The organism is Rathayibacter sp. PhB127, assembly GCF_003751665.1.
In the GTDB taxonomy this organism is placed as follows: domain Bacteria; phylum Actinomycetota; class Actinomycetes; order Actinomycetales; family Microbacteriaceae; genus Rathayibacter; species Rathayibacter festucae.
This window is the reverse complement of record NZ_RKHW01000001.1, coordinates 203,404-220,684: the sequence shown is the minus strand read 5'-3', so window position 1 is coordinate 220,684 and position 17,281 is coordinate 203,404. Positions and strand designations below refer to the sequence as shown.

Genomic DNA, 17,281 nt, shown 5'->3' with positions numbered 1-17,281 from the left:
CGGGGAGTCAAGTCGAGAGCTGAAAACCTGAGTCGCTTCGACTCAACTCTCAGGCTGCAGAAAACGTCACGCTACCCGCCGTTCTTCCGGTCCCCCTACGGTGAGTCCATGACCGCCGGAACCCTCCCCCGCCCCCGCACCGGCCGCTGGCCCGTCCTCGCCTGGGGGCTGTGGGACTGGGGCAGCGCCGCCTTCAACGCCGTCGTCACGACCTTCGTCTTCACCGTCTACCTCACCACCGACGGCCTCTTCGGCACGCCGAGCGGCGTCTCGGCCGCGCTCGGCTGGACCCTCGCCGGCGCCGGGGTCGTCGTCGCGCTGATCGCCCCGGTCACCGGCCGTCGCGCCGACCTCGGCGGGAGCCGGCGCCGCTGGCTCGGCCTGCACTCCGCGGTCGTCGTCGCCTGCATCCTGCTGATGTTCCTCGTCCGCCCCGACCCGGCCTACCTCTGGCTCGGGCTGGGTCTGCTCGCCGTCGGCACGGTCTTCTTCGAGTTCGCGAGCGTCAACTACAACGCGATGCTCAGCCAGGTCTCCACCCGGGCGAGCGTCGGTCGCGTGTCGGGCTTCGGCTGGGGCATGGGCTACGTCGGCGGCATCGCACTCCTGCTGATCCTCTACTTCGGCTTCATCTCGCCCGAGGTCGGGCTCTTCGGCGTCACCGGCGAGGACGGCCTCGACGTCCGCGTCTCGATCCTCCTCGCCGGCGTCTGGTTCGCCGTCTTCGCGCTGCCGGTGCTGTTCGCGGTCCCGGAGCTCCCGGGACGGGTCGGCGGCGGGGAGCGGGTGAGTGTGCTCGAGTCCTACCGCGCGCTCTTCCGCCAGATCGGGGCGCTCCGCCGCGAGAGCCCGACGACGCTCGCCTTCCTGCTCGCGAGCGCCGTCTTCCGCGACGGCCTGACCGGCGTCTTCACCTTCGGCGGCGTCCTCGCGCAGGGGACCTTCGGCTTCAGCGCGGGCCAGGTCATCCTCTTCGCGATCGCGGCGAACATCGTCGCCGGGGTCGCGACGATCGCCGTCGGCGCTCTCGACGACCGCCTCGGCCCCAAGTCCGTCATCGTCGCCTCGCTGATCGGGCTGATCGTCTGCGGCGGCGCCGTCTTCCTCCTGCACGACGCCGGCGCGACCGCGTTCTGGGTCTTCGGCCTGCTGCTGTGCCTGTTCGTCGGTCCCGCGCAGTCGGCGAGCCGCAGCTACCTCTCCCGGCTGATCCCGGAGGGGCGCGAGGGCGAGATCTTCGGCCTCTACGCCACGACCGGTCGTGCGGCGTCGTTCCTCGCGCCGGCCGCCTTCGCCGCGGCCGTCTCGATCGCCGCGGGCTTCTCCGGCGACGCCGACGTGCAGTACTGGGGCATCCTCGGGCTGGTCGTCGTGCTGGCCGCGGGGCTCGCGCTGCTGCTGCCGGTCAAGACGCCGGCCGCCGCCGCCCGGACGAGCGACTGAACAGCTCGCGGACTCCGATCAGGCGGCGAGCTCCGATCAGGACGCGAGCCAGAACAGGATCAGCAGCAGCGTCACCAGGAAACCGGTGAGGAAGTTGAGCGCGAGGAAGCGCTTCCAGCCCGCGTTCGCCCGCTCGGCCTGTTCGTCGGTCAGCGAGCGGTACGGCCAGACGCTCAGCGCGTAGGGGATCGCCAGCAGCGCGGCGAGCGTCCCCGGCCAGGGCAGCAGCAGCAGGAGCAGTCCGCTGGCGACGTAGGCGCCGATCGCGAAGCGCACCGTCGCCTTCGCGCCGATCACCGTGGCGATCGAGCCGATGCCGCCGGCCCGGTCGGCGAGGATGTCCTGCACCGCACCGAAGGCGTGGCTGGCGATCCCCCAGAGGAAGAACGCGACCAGCAGGGCCCACAGACCCGGCGTCGCCGTCGTGCCCGCGAGCGCGAGGCCGTAGACCGCGGGGCTGACGAAGTGCGTCGCCGAGGTGAGCGAGTCGACGAACGGCCGCTCCTTGAAGCGCAGCCCGGGAGCGCTGTAGGCGATGACGGCGAAGACGCTGATCGCCAGCACCAGCCAGGAGAGCGGCGAGCCGAGCAGCACGAGCGCGATCAGGAACGGGACGTTGGTCGCCACCGCCGCGATGAGCGTCGCGCGATGCTCGCTGCGATCCAGGACCGCGCCCTCGACGCCGCCCTTCCGGGGGTTCCGCAGATCGGACTCGTAGTCGAAGACGTCGTTGATCCCGTACATCGCCAGGTTGTAGGGGATCAGGAAGTAGAGGGTGCCGAGCACGAAGGCGAGGTCGATCTCGCGGGTGGTCAGCAGGTAGGCCGCGGCGAACGGGTACGCGGTGTTGACCCAGCTCAGCGGGCGGCTCGAGACGAACAGCGCGCGCAGCCGCTTCACGGGGCGCTCCGGCGGCGGGCGGGCAGGAGGGTCCAGAGCGCCGGCAGGGCGAGCGCGGCGGCGATCGCGTAGGCGAAGTCCTCGATCGGCGCGACGCCGATCCGGATGCCGGAGATCAGGTCGTCGTCGTAGGCGACGAGGAGCCCGACGCCGATCATGATGTTGTCGAAGACGGCGGTCATCACGAGCAGCACCGCGAGGGTGCCGAGCAACGCGGGCAGCCGGAGCCGGCCGCGGCGGAGCGCGACCACGAGCAGCACCGCGACCACCGCGAGGAACACCGCGTTCAGGAGCAGGTAGGTCACGCGCGCGCCTCCGCCCGCTTCGCGAGGAACCCGTGCACGTCCATCGACAGGTAGCAGAGCAGCGTGAGGAAGAGGACCTCCTCGATCGGCAGCTCCGGCGCGATCTGCAGCCCGGTCATGTACGGCGTCTCGCCGCGGAAGAAGACCCCGAGGCCGATCCCGGCGAGGTCCCAGAGCAGGAAGAACACGACGCCGGCCGGGAGCACGATCGCGGCACGGCGGGCGTCCGCCCAGAAGAACAGGCCGAAGCGCCGGTCGAGCACGACCATCCCGGTGATCGAGACGACGAGCGCGAGCAGGTAGAGCACCCCCACGCGCTACTCCCCCGCGACCGCGACGACCGGCTCGGGCACGGGCTCGGGCGCGGGCTCGGGAGCCACGCTCGGAGCGACCGGCGCCGAGGGCGCGTCGCGCACCGGCAGCGGCTCGGTCGACACGTCGCCGCGCACGCGCTTGAGCATCACCTCGGCGCTGATCACGCACATCGGCAGGCCGATGCCCGGGATCGTCGAGCTGCCCGCGAAGAGCAGCCCGTCCACGTGCGCGCTGGCGTTGCCGGAGCGGAAGAACGCGCTCTGCGAGAGGATGTGCGCCGGTCCGAGCATCGAGCCGCGCCAGGCGCCGAGGTCGCTCTCGAAGTCGGCCGGGCCGATGGTGCGGCGCACCACGATCCGCTCGGCGAGGTCCTCGGCACCGGTCCAGGTCGCGATCTGGCGGATCGCGGCGTCCGCGATCGCCTCGACCTGCGCGTCGCCGGCGCCGTCGACGCCGCCGTGGCCGATCGAGGTGTCGGCCGGGATCGGCACGAGCACGAAGAGGTTCTCGTGGCCCTCGGGAGCGACGCCGGGGTCGGTCGCGCTCGGGCGGCAGACGTAGATCGACGCGGGGTCGGGGACGGAGGGGGTCTCGCCGAAGATCCGGCCGAAGTTCTCGCGCCAGTCGCTCGTGAACAGCAGCGTGTGGTGCTCGAGCTGCGGCAGCGCGCCGCGGACGCCGAGCAGCACCAGCACGGCGCTCGGGCCGGGCTCGCGGTTCTCCCAGTACTCCGGCGGGTAGCTGCGCAGCTCGTCGGGCAGCAGCGACTGCTCGGTGGTGAAGAGGTCCGAGGCGTTGACGACGAGCTCGGCTGGGAGCCGCTTCGTCCCCTCCGGCCCCTCGTACTCGACGCCGACGACCTCGGCGCCGCGCCGGCTGCCGCGCGGGGCGCGGGTCGTGAGGATGCGGGTCGCGGGCGAGGAGGTGCGGACGGTGACGCCCGCCTCCTCCGCCACCTCGGCGACCGCCGCGATCAGGCGGGTGAAGCCGCCCATCGGGTAGAGCACACCGTCGGCCAGGTCGAGGTGGCTCATCAGGTGGTACATGCTCGGCGCCGCGAACGGCGAGGAGCCGAGGAAGACGGCCGGGTAGCCGAGGATCTGCCGCAGGCGGTTGTCGGTGACCGCGGTCGCCGCGAAGGTGTCCAGCGGGGTGAGCAGGAGGCGGCCGAGCCGGCCGGTGCGGCTGAGCACGTCGCGGCGCAGCAGCGGGAGGAAGGACGCGAAGCTGGTGTAGAGGAAGCGGCGCTTGGCCACCTCGTAGGTGTCGCGGGCCGACTCGAGGTAGACCCGCATCCGGGCCCCCGCGCCGGGCTCGATGCTCTCGAACAGGGCGAGGTTCGACTCGAGATCGGCGAGCACGTCGATCGGCTCGTCGATGCCCTGGCTGTAGACCCGGTAGCCCGGGTCGAGGCGCTGGAGGTCGAGGCGCTCGGCGGCGCTCGTGCCCATCAGGCGGAAGAAGTGGTCGAACACCTCGGGCATCAGGTACCAGGAGGGGCCGGTGTCGAAGCGGAAGCCGTCGCGCTCCCAGGAGCCGGCGCGGCCGCCGACGACCTCGCGCTGCTCGAGCAGCGTGACGTCCCAGCCGTCGCGGGCGAGCAGGCCGGCGGAGGCGAGTCCGCCGATGCCGCCGCCGATCACGACGGCGCGGTGCGGGCCGCTCGCCGAGCGCGAGGCGCGGGCGGGGCCGGTGCCCAGGCGCGGGCCGATCGTCGAGACCGCGGCCCGGGCGGCGAGCGCCGCCTTCGTCGCGGTCGGGACACTGACCCGGGCACGGAGGAGCTCCTCGGCGGGGGTCGCGCGGATCCGGTCGGCGAGGGCGGCGAAGAGGGAGTGCGCGAGCAGCACGGCGCGGCGGCTCGAGCGCGGCAGCTCCGGCACGATCGCGCCGGCGGCGGCGAGGTCGTCGTCGAGGTCGGCGAGCAGGGCCGCCTTGTCGGTCTCCGAGAACGCCCGCGGGTCGACGCCCGGGAAGTAGCTGCGGCCGAGGCCGTCGACGTCGGCGGCCAGATCGCGGAGGAAGTTGACCTTCTGGAACGCGGAGCCGAGTCGCCGCGCGCCGGCGACGAGGCGCTCGCGCGCGGCGGGCGAGACGAGGCCCGCGTCGGGTGCGGCGAGGAAGACGTGCAGGCACATCAGTCCGACGACCTCGGCCGAGCCGTAGACGTAGCTCTCGAACGACTCCGGGGTGTGCACGGTCTCGCGGAGGTCGGCGCGCATCGAGGCGAAGAACGGACCCGTCAGCTCGGTGCCGAAGCCGGTCGCCCGCGCGGTGCGGGCGAAGGCGTGGATCACGAGGTTCGCGCTGTAGCCGCTGGCGAGGGCGCGCTCGGTCTCGGCCTCGAAGGCGTCGAGCGACTCCTCGACGGCGGCGCGGTCCAGGTGCGCCTCCTCGGCGACCCCGTCCACGATCTCGTCGGCGACGCGCACCAGCGCGTAGACGTCCTCGACGCGCTCGCGGACACCGGCGCCGAGCAGGCGGGTCGCCAGGCCGAAGGAGGTGGAGTAGCGCCGGATCACCTGCGCGGACGCCTCGTGGGCGACGCGGTCGTACAGTTCGCTCTGCCGGCTCATCGTGCCACCGTACGGCGCCCGCGGGCGTCGAGAAGCATCGGGGCCGAGATCCGCGCGTGGCGAGCGGTCCTCCGCTGCGCAGCCGCCGGTCCGGCGGTCATCGGGTGCGCCCGAGGACGCTGGAGACGAGGGGGCGCATCTCGGTGCGGAACGCCTCCGTCACCGCGGGGGTGTGCAGCGCGTCCCAGGCCCGGTTCGCGAAGTCGCTCGCGAGCGCCTCCGCGTAGCCGCGCGAGCCGCACTCCTCGAGGATGCAGCGCACCCGCTCCGCCGTGTCCGGGTCGAGGTGCTCGTCGCCGATCAGCCCCTCGATCTCCGGCCAGCGGTCGGTGCCGGCCGCGTGCGCGATGAGCACCGTGCGCTTGCCCTCGCGGAGATCGCCGAGCGTGGTCTTGCCGGTCTGCCCCTCGGAGCCGAAGACGCCGAGCAGGTCGTCGACGATCTGGTAGGCGATGCCGATGCCGCGGCCGAACTCGCCGAGCGCCTCGACCGCCGCGTCGTCGGCGCCGGCCAGGATCGCGCCGGCCTGCAGCGGCGCCTCGAACGAGTAGACCGCGGTCTTCATCCGCTCCATCTCGAGCACCTCGTCGACGGAGGGCATGCCAGGCATCAGCGAGAAGTCGACGTCGGCCAGCTCGCCCGCGGCGGAGGCGAAGACGGCCTCGTCGAGCAGGGTGAGCAGCCGGGCGCGGACGCCGTCGGAGGCGCCGACGCCCTCGACCAGGCGGTGCGCGCCGGTGAGCGCGAGGTCGCCCGCGATGACGGCGACGGAGGTGCCGCGGTGCTCGGCGATCGGGATCGAGAGGCCGGCGGTCGTCGCCTCGTCGCGGTAGCTGCCGGAGACGTTGGGGCCGCCGCGGCGGACGAAGTCGCGGTCGATCACGTCGTCGTGCACGATCAGCGCGGTGTGCAGCAGCTCGAAGGCCGCGCCCAGGTGGGCGGACGCCTCCGGGTCGAGTCCGCCGTGCGCCTCGTAGGCCGAGATCACCATCAGCGGGCGGAAGCGCTTGCCGCCGCGGGTGTTCGCCTCGATGGTCTGCCAGAGGGTCAGGTACCGGGGTCCGAGCCGCGTCGCCCGCGAGCGCGCGAGCGAGAAGAACCGGTCGAGGACAGCATCGACGTGCTCCTGCCGCCTTCGGGAGAGAACCACGGGGTCGCGCGTATCCACGGGGTCGAGGCTAACAAACTCGCTTCTCTAGCAATAAGCCGGCTGAGTTCCGCCGTCGTGCTTGACTTACGGTCATGACTTCGGAAGGAATCGCCGTGCGCACCGACGAGCTCGAGCAGCTGGATCTCCTCGAGGAGGTGGTCCTCCTCGACGAGTCCGGGACCGCCGTCGGCGTGGCCGACAAGGCGACCGTGCACGACACGCAGACCCGCCTGCACCTCGCGTTCTCCTGCCACGTCTTCGCCCCCGACGGCGCGCTGCTGGTCACCCGGCGCGCGCTCGGCAAGCGCACCTGGCCCGGCGTGTGGACCAACTCGTTCTGCGGGCACCCCGCTCCCGGCGAGCGGATCGAGGACGCGGTGGTGCGCCGCGCGGAGCGCGAGCTCGGTGCCCGGCTCGAGACGCTCGAGGTCGCGCTGCCGGACTTCCGCTACCGCGCGGTCGACGCCTCCGGGATCGTCGAGAACGAGATCTGCCCCGTCTACACCGCGACCGTGGCGAGCCGCGACGCGCTGAGCCCGCGCGCCGACGAGGTCATGGACGTCGAGTGGGTCGACCCCGAGGCGACGCTCGCCGCCGTCCGCGCGACCCCCTGGGCCTTCTCCCCCTGGCTCGTGCTGCAGCTCCCCCGCCTGCTCGGCTGACGTCTGCCCCCTCCCGCGAGATGCCACTTGTGCACGCGACATGCCGTGGAGAGCGTGCACAAGTGGCATCTCGCGGAGGGGGTCAGTCGCCGTAGACGTCGGTGCGGTGGAAGTTGAGGGACGAGCGGGAGGCGGTGGGGCCGCGCTGGCCCTGGTAGCGCGAGAGGTAGGCGGCCGAGCCGTAGGGCTGCTCGGCGGGCGAGCTCAGGCGGAAGAAGCACATCTGGCCGATCTTCATCCCGGGCCAGAGCATGATCGGCAGCGTCGCGACGTTGCTCAGCTCGAGCGTCACGTGCCCGGTGAAGCCCGGATCGATGAACCCCGCGGTCGAGTGGGTGAGCAGCCCCAGCCGCCCGAGCGAGCTCTTGCCCTCGAGCCGCGCGGCGATGTCGTCGGGGAGCGAGACCTCCTCGTAGGTCGAGCCGAGCACGAACTCGCCGGGGTGCAGGATGAACGCCTCGCCCGCCGGGGTCTCGACCAGGCGCGTCAGCTCGGGCTGGTCCTCCGCCGGGTCGATGTAGGGGTAGCGGTGGTTGTCGAACAGCCGGAAGAAGCGGTCGAGCCGCACGTCGACCGACGACGGCTGGATCATCGCGGGGTCGTGGGGCGAGAGCCCGACGCGGCCGGAGGAGAGTTCGAGCTTGATGTCGCGATCGGAGAGCAGCACGAGGCGAGCTTAGGGCGCGGGGCTTGCTACCATGGGGCGGTGCGCCCGAGCGGCGCCGCGCGAGTGTAGTTCAATGGTAGAACTTCTGCTTCCCAAGCAGATGGCGCGGGTTCGATTCCCGTCACTCGCTCCGACTCCCCCGGGTCTGCCGGCGCTCACGGCGGTTCAGCCGGCGCTCTCAGCTGTAGCGGCGCGTGCCGCAGCGGCACGTGCGGCAGCCGCGTCGAACACCGCGAGGATCTCCGCGGCGATGATCGCGTGGCCGCGCTCGTTCGGATGGTTGACGTACGACATCACGTCCGCCAGAGGCTCGCCGCGCTCCTGCACGGCGCAGAAGACCCGGAACGGGTCCGCCAGCAGCACGCCCTCGCGGCCGGCGAGCTCGCGGATCTGCTCCGCCTGCCGGACGAGGTCGTCGGCGGGGTCGGCGAGATCCGCGGTCAGATCCGGCGACGGCGTGATCAGCACGGGGACGACGCCCGCCTCGAGCACGGAGTCGATCATCGATGTCCAGGCGCGGCGGGAGCGCTCCGGTCCGATCGCCCTGTCGTTCAGCGCGTAGTCGATCAGGACGACGTCCGGGCGATGGCCGAGGACCTCGCTCATCCTCCGCGCTCCCGACTCCGAGTGCTCGCCGCCGACGGCGGTGACGATCGCGTTGAGGACGGCGTGCGGATGGCGCTCCGCGAGCCGGCCGGCGACGACGTGCGGGTAGGAGGCGCGGCGATCGATCACCGGCGTCGCGAAGTAGCCGGAGGGGACGCTGTGCCCATGGAAGACGAGGTTCACCGCCCGGTTGTCGGGCCAGGTCGCCTCCAGCAGGGCGATCACCCGCGCGAGGTCGGGCACTGCGGGAACGGGCGCTGCGCTATCGGGCACGAGCGTCGGCCTCTCGCTTCGCGGGCGGCGCCGTGCTCGCCCTCACGATCAGGGTCGTCGGCACCAGCTCGACGACAGGCTCGTCGGTGACCCCGTGCGCGAGCTGCTCGAGCAGACGCGCCACGCACCTCTCGCCGATCGCCCGGTAGTCCTGGCGGATCGTCGTCAGCGGGGGCGAGAAGTCCTGCGCCTCCGGGATGTCGTTGAACCCCACCACGCTGACGTCCTCCGGGATCCGCAGTCCGTGCTCCGCGAACGCCCGGTAGACGCCGAGCGCGGCCTCGTCGCTGGAGACCAGCACGGCGGTGCACTCGCCGTCCTCGGCCAGGGCTGCGCCCTGCAGGTGCCCGCCGTCGGAGCGCCAGTTGCTGTACCGCACGGGCGGCACGGGTGCTCCCGCCGCGAGGAGGGTCTCTCGCCACGCCGCCTCGCGGCGCTCGGCCGCGTACGAGCCCCGGGGGCCGGCGATGTGGTGCACGGTCCGGTGCCCGAGCTGCAGCAGGTGCTCGACGGCGGCGCGGACACCGCCCGCCTGATCGGCGTCCACCACCGGTCCGCGGGCGCCGGCGGCCGCGTTCACGAGCACCCGCGGGATCTCCGGGAGGGTCAGCTCCTCCGTGTCCCGCAGGTGGGTCTCGACGATGACTATGAGTCCGTCGACGGCCAGCTCACCGAAGCGCGTGAACGCGCCGTTGAGCCCGGTCTGACTGGGCGCCGAGACCGGGACGAGGGTGATCGCGTACCCGGCGGCGGCGGCGGCGCGGGCGATCGAATCGATCGTCCTCGTCATCCCCAGGCTGTCCAGGCTGAAGACGGCGACGCCGATGGTGCGGAACGAGCCGCTCTTCAGGGCGCGCGCCGCGCTGTTGGGCCGGTATCCGAGGGCGCGCATCGCGTCCAGCACGGCGGCCCTCGTCGCGGGGACGACGTTCGACTGGCCGTTGGCGACGCGGGACGCCGTGACGGGCGCCACACCGGCGAGGCGCGCCACGTCCGCGAGCGACGGGCGCCGAGAGGCTTCGGTCATGTCCTCAGTCTGGCTCCTCCGCTCGCGGACGTGGTTCATCACGTCGTCGACAAGATCGTCGCCGGAAAATGAGCCTTGCGCATTTTCATGTGACATGCGATGATGGTAACGCAACCATGCACGAACGACGAAACTCGGATCGTGCACATAGAAGGGACGAAGATGTCTTCTCACACGTCGAACCGCGCGCGTCGCGTCGCGGCCGCAGTCGTGGCAGCGGCGGTCGCCCTCGCCCTCGGCGGGTGCGCCGGCGGGGCCGCGCCGGAGGATCAGAGCCTCCTCGTCTGGACCTGGGACGGCAACGTCCCCCAGATCGCAGAGGCCTACCAGGAGGAGCACCCGGGGGTCGAGATCGAGGTCGTCAACGTGGGCACCGGCATCGACCAGTACACCGCCCTCCAGAACGCGATCGCCGCGAAGTCGGGCGCCCCGGACATCGCCTTCCTCGACGCGACCGCCCTTCCGCAGTTCGGCATCGCGGGCGCGCTGGCCGATCTCGGTCCCCTGGGCGCGGACGAGCTGGCCGACGACTTCGCTCCCGGACCCTGGGCGGCATCGCAGCTGAACGGCAGGACACTCGGGCTGCCCTGGGCGTCGGGCCCGATGGTGATGTTCTACAACCAGGCCGTCTTCGATCGGCTCGGCGTCCAGGTGCCGACCACCTGGTCGGAGTACGTGACCGCGGCCGAGCAGCTGCACGCCGCGGACCCCGAGGTCTACATCCTGAACGACTCCGGCAACGCGGGTCTCACGACCAGCCTGATCTGGCAGGCGGGCGGCACTCCGTTCGAGGTGGACGACGCCGAGGTGGCGATCGATCTCGCCGACGCCGGCACCACGAGGTACTCCGAGAACTGGCAGAAGCTCATCGACGCGGACCTGCTCGCGCCCGTCGCCGACTGGAGCGACGACTGGGTGAAGATGCTCGGCGCCGGCCGGATCGCGACCCTCCCCGCCGGAAGCTGGATGGGATCGGCGCTGATGGGGAGCGTGCCCGATGCGGCCGGTCAGTGGCGGGTGGCTCAGCTCCCGCAGTGGGAGGCGGGCGAGCAGGTCGCGGCCGAGCACGGCGGCGGCGGGTTCTCGGTGCTCGAGAGCAGCTCGCAGAAGGAGCTCGCCTACGACTTTCTGGAGTACACGACCAAGGGCGCCGGCGTCGACATCATCAAGGAGAACGGGCTGTGGCCGGCCTACCGGCCCGCCACGGAGTCCACGGCGTTCCTCGATGAGCCGAACGACTACTTCGGCGGCCAGAAGGTCAATCAGCAGTACGCGACCGCGTCGGCGAGCGTTCCCGGCGACTTCGAGTTCCTGCCCTACCAGGTGTACGCCAACGGGGTCTTCAACGACTCCGTCGGGAAGGCCTACACCAAGGACATCAGCCTGGAGGAGGGCCTGCTCGAGTGGCAGGCGTCGCTGGACGAGTACGGCGCCCAGCAGGGCTTCACCGTCGAGAAATGAGGCCGGCGGTCCCGGGCCCCGGGCCCGGGACCGTCCCGAGACAAGGATCGCCATGACCTCGACCACTCCGATGCGCCGTCGGCGCTCGCTCCGCCCGCAGTGGCCCGCCTGGGTCCTGCTGACACCGTTCCTCGCCGCCTTCGTGCTCGTGTTCGCGGCCCCGATCGTCTACGCGGTCGTCACCAGCCTGTTCCGCACGCAGCTGCTCACCGGCACGGTCTTCGTCGGACTCGACAACTACGTCCGTGCAGTGGGGGACCCGAAGCTCTGGCAGGGGCTGACGACGGTGCTGCTCCTGCTCGGAGTGCAGGTCCCGATCATGCTCGGCGTCGCCCTCGGGCTCGCGCTGGCGATCGACAGCGGCCGACTCCACGGGATGCGGTTCCTCCGCATCTCCGTCTTCCTCCCCTACGCGGTCCCGGCCGTCGTCTCGACCCTGATCTGGGGCTTCATGTACAGCTCGCGATACGGACTGATCGGCTCCCTCAACGACGCGCTCGGCCTCGATCTGCCGGATCCGCTGCGCGCGGACCTCATCCTGGCGTCCATCGGGAACATCGTCACGTGGGAGTTCATCGGCTACAACATGCTGATCTTCTACTCGGCGCTGCGGATCATCCCGCGATCGCTGTACGAGGCCGCGGCGATCGACGGTGCCGGAGAGCTGCGGCTCATCCGCTCGGTCAAGCTGCCGGGCATCCGCGGCGCGCTGCTCGTGACCGTCGTCTTCTCGATCATCGGCAGCTTCCAGCTCTTCAGCGAGCCGAGCATCCTGCAGGGGCTCGCGCCGAATGCCATCTCGTCGTTCTTCACTCCCAACCTCTACGCGTTCACCCTCTCGTTCTCCGGCCAGCAGATCAGCTACGCCTCCGCGGTGTCGATCCTGCTCGGGCTCGTGACGGCGGCGATCGCGTTCGCGGTGCAGGTCCGCACCCTCCGGAGGACGGACGCATGACCGGGCGCCTGTACACCCTCGACAGCCCGCGGCGGAGCATCCCGCTGAGCCTGGTCTGCGGCCTGGTCGTCCTCTACACCCTCCTGCCGTTCCTGTGGCTGGTGATCAACGCGACGAAGACCGAGGAGGGGCTGGCCTCGTCCTTCGGACTCTGGTTCGCGGGGGACTTCACCCTCGTCCAGAACATCGTCGAGACCCTGACCTACCAGGACGGCGTCTTCGTGCGCTGGCTGGCCAACACCCTCGTCTACGTCGTCGTCGGCGCCGGCGGAGCGACTTTGTTCGCCGCGCTCGGCGGCTACGCCCTCGCCACCTACGAGTTCCGGGGCAAGCAGTTCGTCCTCGGAGCCGTGCTCGTCTCGGTCGCCGTGCCCGGCGCCGCCCTCGCGGTGCCCACCTTCCTGCTGTTCAGCCAGCTCGGCCTGACGAACACGATGTCGGCGGTCATCGTGCCCTCCCTCGTCTCGCCGTTCGGCCTCTACCTGATGTGGAACTTCGCCCGCGACGCCGTCCCGCTCGACCTCCTCGACGCCGCGCGCATCGACGGCGCGGGCGAGTTCCGGGTCTTCTGGACGGTCGCCGCTCCGCTGCTGGCACCGGGAACGGTGACGGTGCTCCTGTTCAGCGTCGTCGCCGTCTGGAACAACTACTTCCTGCCGCTGATCATGCTCCGGAACCCGGACCTCTACCCCCTCACTCTCGGCCTGAACGCCTGGAACAACCAGGCCTCGACTGCGGGCGGCGACCCCGTCTACAACCTGGTGATCACCGGCTCGCTGCTGACGATCGTCCCGCTGATCGCGGTGTTCCTGCTGCTGCAGCGCTACTGGCAGTCGGGGCTGGCCGAGGGCGGCGTGAAGGGCTGATGCAGGATCCGGCGCAGGGGCCGGCGAACGGCGCCGACGAGCACGATCGACGACGAAGTCCGATCAGAGGAGAGACGACCATGACCACCCGTACCACCGAGCTCCCGGCGAGACTCGCCGTCTGCCTCTGGGACTTCACCTGGTTCACGCAGACGCGACCCGGAGAGCCGTTCCACGATCTGGACGCCGCCCTGCAGCAGACCGTCGAGCGCGGCTACAACACCGTCCGCATCTGCGCGGCACCCCTGCTGCTCTTCGGAGACCACGAGCTGGACACGTCCGCCCTCCGCTTCGCCCGGATCGCCGACGGAGTCGGCCAGGGCACGCGCTGGTACAACGTCGAGGGCGGGGACACGCTCGACCTGAGGGCGCGCCTTCTGGAGCTCTTCCGGCTGGCGAGGAAGCACGGGGTGGTCGTCATCGTCTCGTCGTGGGAGTACCAGCAGAGTCCCGCCTTCCTGGCCGACTCCTGTTGGCACGACATGCTGAGCGCGATCGCGCCGGAGGATCGGTGCCTGGCGCTCGCGCGCTCCCTCTCGCGGATGCTCGACCAGCTGACCGCTCTCGACCTGGTCGACACCGTCGCGTACGTGGAGCTGCACAACGAGGTCGATCTCTCCCGCCTGCGCGAGGCCGCCGACCCCGGCGACGACGTCTTCCGGGCGCTGCGCCCGCTCCTCACGGAGGCCTTGGCGGTGCTCCAGGAGGACCATCCCGAGATCCTCTCGACCGTGTGCTACGGCGTACCGCCCCACCTCGACCTCGAGGCCGTCCCGGAGAACGCGCAGGTCGCACACGCCCACTTCTACGTCTACGGAGTGCTCGGCGCCCTCGAGCAATGGGCCGGGGTGCGGGCCGACGCGCCGCACTTCCCGTCGCCCGAACTGGTGTCGCTCCTCCGCGACGACGCTCCGGCGTTCGAGGACTGGAGCGCGTCGATCCCTCCCTGGCGACTCGCCGCCACCGGGATCTCGCCCAGCATGTTCTACGCCTACGACTGGGTGGACCCGCGGAAGTGGGACGCCTGGCTGGAGCGCGAGTACGTCGATCATCGGGAGTCGATGCGGGCGGCGATCGACGAGCGGCTGGAGGCGTTCGCGGAGCTCGGCCGGGTCCGGGGCATCCCCGCCGTCATCGGCGAGGGCTGGATCGGCTACACCCCGCTGCACGCCGACTTCGAGGACGGACCGCTCGGCCAACAGCTGGCCGAGCACGCCGTGCGGCGCTGCGCCGAGCTCGGCTACTGGGGCACCCTCCCCGGCTCCAACAGCGCCCCGCACCACCCGGGCTGGGACAACGTCGTCTTCCAGCGGACGGTGAACGGCCTCTTCCGGGATTCCGCCGCGTCGATGTCGACGCGGGCCTGACCGCCCGGCGCTCCGCAGGCCGGGCAGCGCGCACCGGGCCGCCGACGGCAGCGACACCGACGGCAGGGACACCGACGGCAGCGACACCGGAGCCGCAGCACGAAGGCGCGGACATCGAAGACCACCCCTCAACAAAGGAGTTGACATGAGAACGAACCGGACTCGTCGAGCACCTCGACGAGCACGCCTCGCCGTCGCGGGGGCACTCGCCGTCGCGACAGCGGCGGCGGGCCTCGCCACCGGACCGGTCGCCGTCGCGGCCGCCCCGGTCACGATCGGGATCCATCCCGGCACGTCCTACCAGACCATCCAGGGCTGGGGCACCTCCCTGGCCTGGTGGGCCGAGGGATCGGGCAGATGGGCCTCCGTGCCCGCCAGGGAGGCGCTCGCCACCGCGCTCTTCGATCCCGTGGACGGGCTCGGCTTCACGGTCGCCCGCTACGTGTACGGGGCCGACGGCCCCGCCAACACCTGCGCGGCCACCCAGTGGCCCGAGTCGGACTTCCACTCCTTCCAGCCGACCCAGGGGACCTACGACTGGGCGGACACCTCCGGCCAGACCTGGATGCTGCGCGCCGCTCAGAAGCGGGGGGCGAACGTCTTCCAGGCCACGAACTACTCGGCACCCGTCTGGATGACGAAGACCGCGTGCTCCATGGGCGACTTCTCCGCACCCGGCACCGACAACCTCGACCCCGCGTTCTACGACGACTACGCAGCGCACCTCGCCACCGTCACGCAGCACCTGCAGACCACGACGGGCGTGCCGATCTCCTCGATCGAGCCCTTCAACGAGCCGAAGGACACCACCTGGCCGGCGCTGCTCCAGGACTACCCGACACCGGGAGTGACGACGCCGATCGGCACCCAGGGGATGAACGCGTCGCAGGCGACTCAGAACGCCGTGTACCAGGAGCTGATCGCGGCGCTGAGCAGCCGCGGGATGACCCCGTCGACGGGGATCGCCGCGTCCGACGAGGTCAGCGTCGCCAGCACGGTGGCCGGCGTCAACTCCTACTCCCCCGCGGTGCGCGACGGCCTGACCCAGATCGACACCCACGACTACGGCGGAGGCGACGGGAACGCGGTGCGGCTCGTCGCCGAGCGCGAGAACACGAGCCTCTGGATGTCCGAGTGGGGCAGCAACGGCGATCGGGACGATACGAGCCCGACGTCGATGGGCGCGGCGCTCGAGCTGTCCTCGCGGATCATCAAGAACCAGGACGAGATGCATCCCGAGGCGTGGGTGATCTGGCAGGCCGTCGACGGCCCGACCAACGGCGGGAAGCTCAACGACCTGTGGGGACTGGTCTACGCGGACTACGCGGCGAGCGGCTCCGGCGAGCTGACGTTCCCGAAGCGCTACTACGCCATGGGGCAGTACTCGAAGTTCCTCCGCCCCGGCTCGGTGATGATCGCCGACACCGACCCCTCGACGATGACCGCGTACGACTTCGGCTCCGGGAAGCTGGTCGCCGTCGCGACGAACAGCTCGGGTGCGGCCCGCGACATCGCCCTCGACCTCCGCGCCTTCGGAGGGACGGCCTCGGCGACCGCGTTCCGCACCTCGGCGACGGAGAGCATCGCGCCGGTCAGCGCGGGCACGATCGCGGGCTCGACACTCACGTCCTCCCTGCCCGCGAACTCGATCACGACGTTCGTGATCGACGGATTGAGCTACTCCGGCGCGAACGCCCGCATCCAGGTCGACGACGCCACCATCGGAACGGGCGCGAACCAGTGGTCCTACAGCGCCGGCTGGGGCCACTGCGCCGCCGCGGCGTGCGGGGACCCGCAGAACCTGCATGCGGGAACGACCAGCTACACCGGGCAGAAGGACGCGACCGCGACGCTGTCGTTCACGGGGACGAAGGTCGCGCTGCGCGGCGTGACCGGCCCGACCGCCGGGATCGCCCGCGTGTCGATCGACGGCGGACCGCCGACGGACCTCGACCTCTACGCCGCGCAGCGGCACGGTGACCAGCTGATCTGGCAGAGCCCCGACCTCGCGTCGGGACCGCACACGCTGGAGTTCCGCCACACGGGGCGCTTCAACCCGCAGGCGAGTCAGAGCGTCTCCGCGCTGGACCGGGCGGAGGTGACCACGACGGCGGCCCCCGCGGCGGGGAGCCTGGTGTCCCAGGCCGACCCCGGCACCGTCCGCAACGACCTGACCGGAGAGGTCGGCCTGTCGTTCACCACGGGAGCCTCGCCGGTCACGGTGACCGCGCTCGGGCGCCAGCTCGTCACCGGCTCGACGACGGGCGTGCACCAGCTGAGCCTCTACGACTCCACCACCGGGACGGCGGTGGCGACCGCCGCACTCGACACCGCGGTGAGCGAGACCGACGGTCTGGGCTTCCAGTACCGGCCGCTCGCCGCACCGGTGACGCTCGCGGCCGGTCGCACCTACCACCTTGCCAGCGCGGAGGCGGCGGGCGGGGACCAGTGGCGCGAGTTCGACAGCACGGTCGCGCTGCGCCCCGGCTTCACCGCGAACGGCCCGGCTTACCGGCTCCCGGGAGGAACCTGGACAGTGTTCGGTGCCACGCCGACCAAGGGCTACGGGCTCGTCAACCTTCTGACGAGCCCCTAGGCGCTCGGCGCCCCGGGGGCTCGTCGACAGTCCGACGAGCCCCCGGGCGCTCAGCCCGACACGCCGACCGGATCGGCGCCGATCCGCCGATCCGGCCCCTCGACGGTGCAGG

15 protein-coding genes and 1 tRNA gene are annotated in these 17,281 nt (G+C 71.5%); 8 read left to right on the top strand and 8 right to left on the bottom strand.

Going from position 1 to position 17,281, the window contains the following annotated elements; genetic code table 11:
• Window positions 1-108 precede the first annotated feature (108 nt).
• Window positions 109-1,443 carry an MFS transporter gene (locus tag EDF22_RS01105; protein WP_123701773.1) on the top strand — a complete coding sequence of 445 codons (1,335 nt, stop codon included), beginning with the start codon at window positions 109-111 and terminating at the stop codon, window positions 1,441-1,443.
• Window positions 1,444-1,479: 36 nt separating this feature from the next.
• On the opposite strand, the gene EDF22_RS01100 is transcribed toward EDF22_RS01105, so the two are convergent.
• The 5 genes from EDF22_RS01100 to EDF22_RS01080 form a co-directional block, all read right to left on the bottom strand.
• On the bottom strand, window positions 1,480-2,343 hold the full coding sequence (locus EDF22_RS01100; RefSeq protein ID WP_123701771.1) for a prenyltransferase: 864 nt from the start codon (window positions 2,341-2,343) through the stop codon (window positions 1,480-1,482).
• Complete coding sequence (locus EDF22_RS01095; RefSeq protein ID WP_123701769.1) at window positions 2,340-2,648, bottom strand: lycopene cyclase domain-containing protein; 309 nt, start codon at window positions 2,646-2,648, stop codon at window positions 2,340-2,342. Before EDF22_RS01095 ends, EDF22_RS01100 begins: the two co-directional genes overlap by 4 nt.
• Window positions 2,645-2,962: a lycopene cyclase domain-containing protein gene (locus EDF22_RS01090; protein ID WP_123701767.1), complete on the bottom strand. Its 318-nt coding sequence runs from the start codon at window positions 2,960-2,962 to the stop codon at window positions 2,645-2,647. Before EDF22_RS01090 ends, EDF22_RS01095 begins: the two co-directional genes overlap by 4 nt.
• Window positions 2,963-2,965: 3 nt before the next feature.
• On the bottom strand, window positions 2,966-5,539 hold the full coding sequence (crtI, locus tag EDF22_RS01085) for a phytoene desaturase family protein (RefSeq protein WP_123701765.1): 2,574 nt from the start codon (window positions 5,537-5,539) through the stop codon (window positions 2,966-2,968).
• Between the two features lie 97 nt (window positions 5,540-5,636).
• A complete protein-coding gene (locus tag EDF22_RS01080; RefSeq protein ID WP_243839828.1) occupies window positions 5,637-6,707 on the bottom strand; it encodes a polyprenyl synthetase family protein in 1,071 nt (356 codons plus the stop codon).
• A gap of 74 nt (window positions 6,708-6,781) precedes the next feature.
• Here EDF22_RS01080 and idi point away from each other — a divergent pair, with 74 nt between their 5' ends.
• A complete protein-coding gene (idi, locus tag EDF22_RS01075; protein WP_123701761.1) occupies window positions 6,782-7,351 on the top strand; it encodes an isopentenyl-diphosphate Delta-isomerase in 570 nt (189 codons plus the stop codon).
• A gap of 82 nt (window positions 7,352-7,433) precedes the next feature.
• Here the strand turns inward: idi and dcd are convergent, their stop codons facing one another.
• Window positions 7,434-8,018: a dCTP deaminase gene (gene dcd / locus EDF22_RS01070; RefSeq protein ID WP_123701759.1), complete on the bottom strand. Its 585-nt coding sequence runs from the start codon at window positions 8,016-8,018 to the stop codon at window positions 7,434-7,436.
• A 59-nt stretch (window positions 8,019-8,077) separates the two neighbouring features.
• On the opposite strand from dcd, the gene EDF22_RS01065 reads away from it, so the two are divergent.
• A tRNA-Gly gene (locus EDF22_RS01065) sits at window positions 8,078-8,148 on the top strand.
• Window positions 8,149-8,183: 35 nt separating this feature from the next.
• Here the strand turns inward: EDF22_RS01065 and EDF22_RS01060 are convergent.
• Together EDF22_RS01060 and EDF22_RS01055 are read right to left on the bottom strand one after the other, a co-directional pair.
• Complete coding sequence (locus EDF22_RS01060; protein ID WP_123701757.1) at window positions 8,184-8,897, bottom strand: SGNH/GDSL hydrolase family protein; 714 nt, start codon at window positions 8,895-8,897, stop codon at window positions 8,184-8,186.
• Entirely contained in the window at window positions 8,887-9,924 is a 1,038-nt protein-coding gene (locus tag EDF22_RS01055; RefSeq protein WP_123701756.1) for a LacI family DNA-binding transcriptional regulator, read from the bottom strand. The genes EDF22_RS01060 and EDF22_RS01055 overlap by 11 nt, the downstream gene beginning before the upstream one ends.
• A 162-nt stretch (window positions 9,925-10,086) precedes the next feature.
• On the opposite strand from EDF22_RS01055, the gene EDF22_RS01050 reads away from it, so the two are divergent.
• The 5 genes from EDF22_RS01050 (at window position 10,087) to EDF22_RS01030 (ending at window position 17,169) form a co-directional block, all read left to right on the top strand.
• Complete coding sequence (locus EDF22_RS01050) at window positions 10,087-11,385, top strand: sugar ABC transporter substrate-binding protein (protein ID WP_123701754.1); 1,299 nt, start codon at window positions 10,087-10,089, stop codon at window positions 11,383-11,385.
• A gap of 52 nt (window positions 11,386-11,437) precedes the next feature.
• Complete coding sequence (locus EDF22_RS01045) at window positions 11,438-12,340, top strand: carbohydrate ABC transporter permease (RefSeq protein ID WP_123701751.1); 903 nt, start codon at window positions 11,438-11,440, stop codon at window positions 12,338-12,340.
• The gene (locus EDF22_RS01040; protein WP_123701749.1) at window positions 12,337-13,206 is read left to right on the top strand and encodes a carbohydrate ABC transporter permease; all 870 of its coding nucleotides are present in this window, start codon (window positions 12,337-12,339) and stop codon (window positions 13,204-13,206) included. The genes EDF22_RS01045 and EDF22_RS01040 overlap by 4 nt, the downstream gene beginning before the upstream one ends.
• Before the next feature lie 80 nt (window positions 13,207-13,286).
• A complete protein-coding gene (locus EDF22_RS01035) occupies window positions 13,287-14,573 on the top strand; it encodes a cellulase-like family protein (protein ID WP_123701747.1) in 1,287 nt (428 codons plus the stop codon).
• Between the two features lie 145 nt (window positions 14,574-14,718).
• On the top strand, window positions 14,719-17,169 hold the full coding sequence (locus tag EDF22_RS01030; protein WP_123701745.1) for a glycoside hydrolase: 2,451 nt from the start codon (window positions 14,719-14,721) through the stop codon (window positions 17,167-17,169).
• The last annotated feature ends 112 nt before the right edge of the window (window positions 17,170-17,281 follow it).

Bases quoted from the DNA above. Each gene is read 5' to 3' on its own strand.
- EDF22_RS01105 (WP_123701773.1), top strand. From the start codon at position 109: ATGACCGCCGGAACCCTCCCCCGCCCCCGCACCGGCCGCTGGCCCGTC.
- crtI (WP_123701765.1), bottom strand. From the start codon at position 5,539: ATGAGCCGGCAGAGCGAACTGTACGACCGCGTCGCCCACGAGGCGTCC.
- idi (WP_123701761.1), top strand. From the start codon at position 6,782: ATGACTTCGGAAGGAATCGCCGTGCGCACCGACGAGCTCGAGCAGCTG.
- EDF22_RS01055 (WP_123701756.1), bottom strand. From the start codon at position 9,924: ATGACCGAAGCCTCTCGGCGCCCGTCGCTCGCGGACGTGGCGCGCCTC.
- EDF22_RS01050 (WP_123701754.1), top strand. From the start codon at position 10,087: ATGTCTTCTCACACGTCGAACCGCGCGCGTCGCGTCGCGGCCGCAGTC.
- EDF22_RS01045 (WP_123701751.1), top strand. From the start codon at position 11,438: ATGACCTCGACCACTCCGATGCGCCGTCGGCGCTCGCTCCGCCCGCAG.
- EDF22_RS01040 (WP_123701749.1), top strand. From the start codon at position 12,337: ATGACCGGGCGCCTGTACACCCTCGACAGCCCGCGGCGGAGCATCCCG.
- EDF22_RS01035 (WP_123701747.1), top strand. From the start codon at position 13,287: ATGACCACCCGTACCACCGAGCTCCCGGCGAGACTCGCCGTCTGCCTC.
- EDF22_RS01030 (WP_123701745.1), top strand. From the start codon at position 14,719: ATGAGAACGAACCGGACTCGTCGAGCACCTCGACGAGCACGCCTCGCC.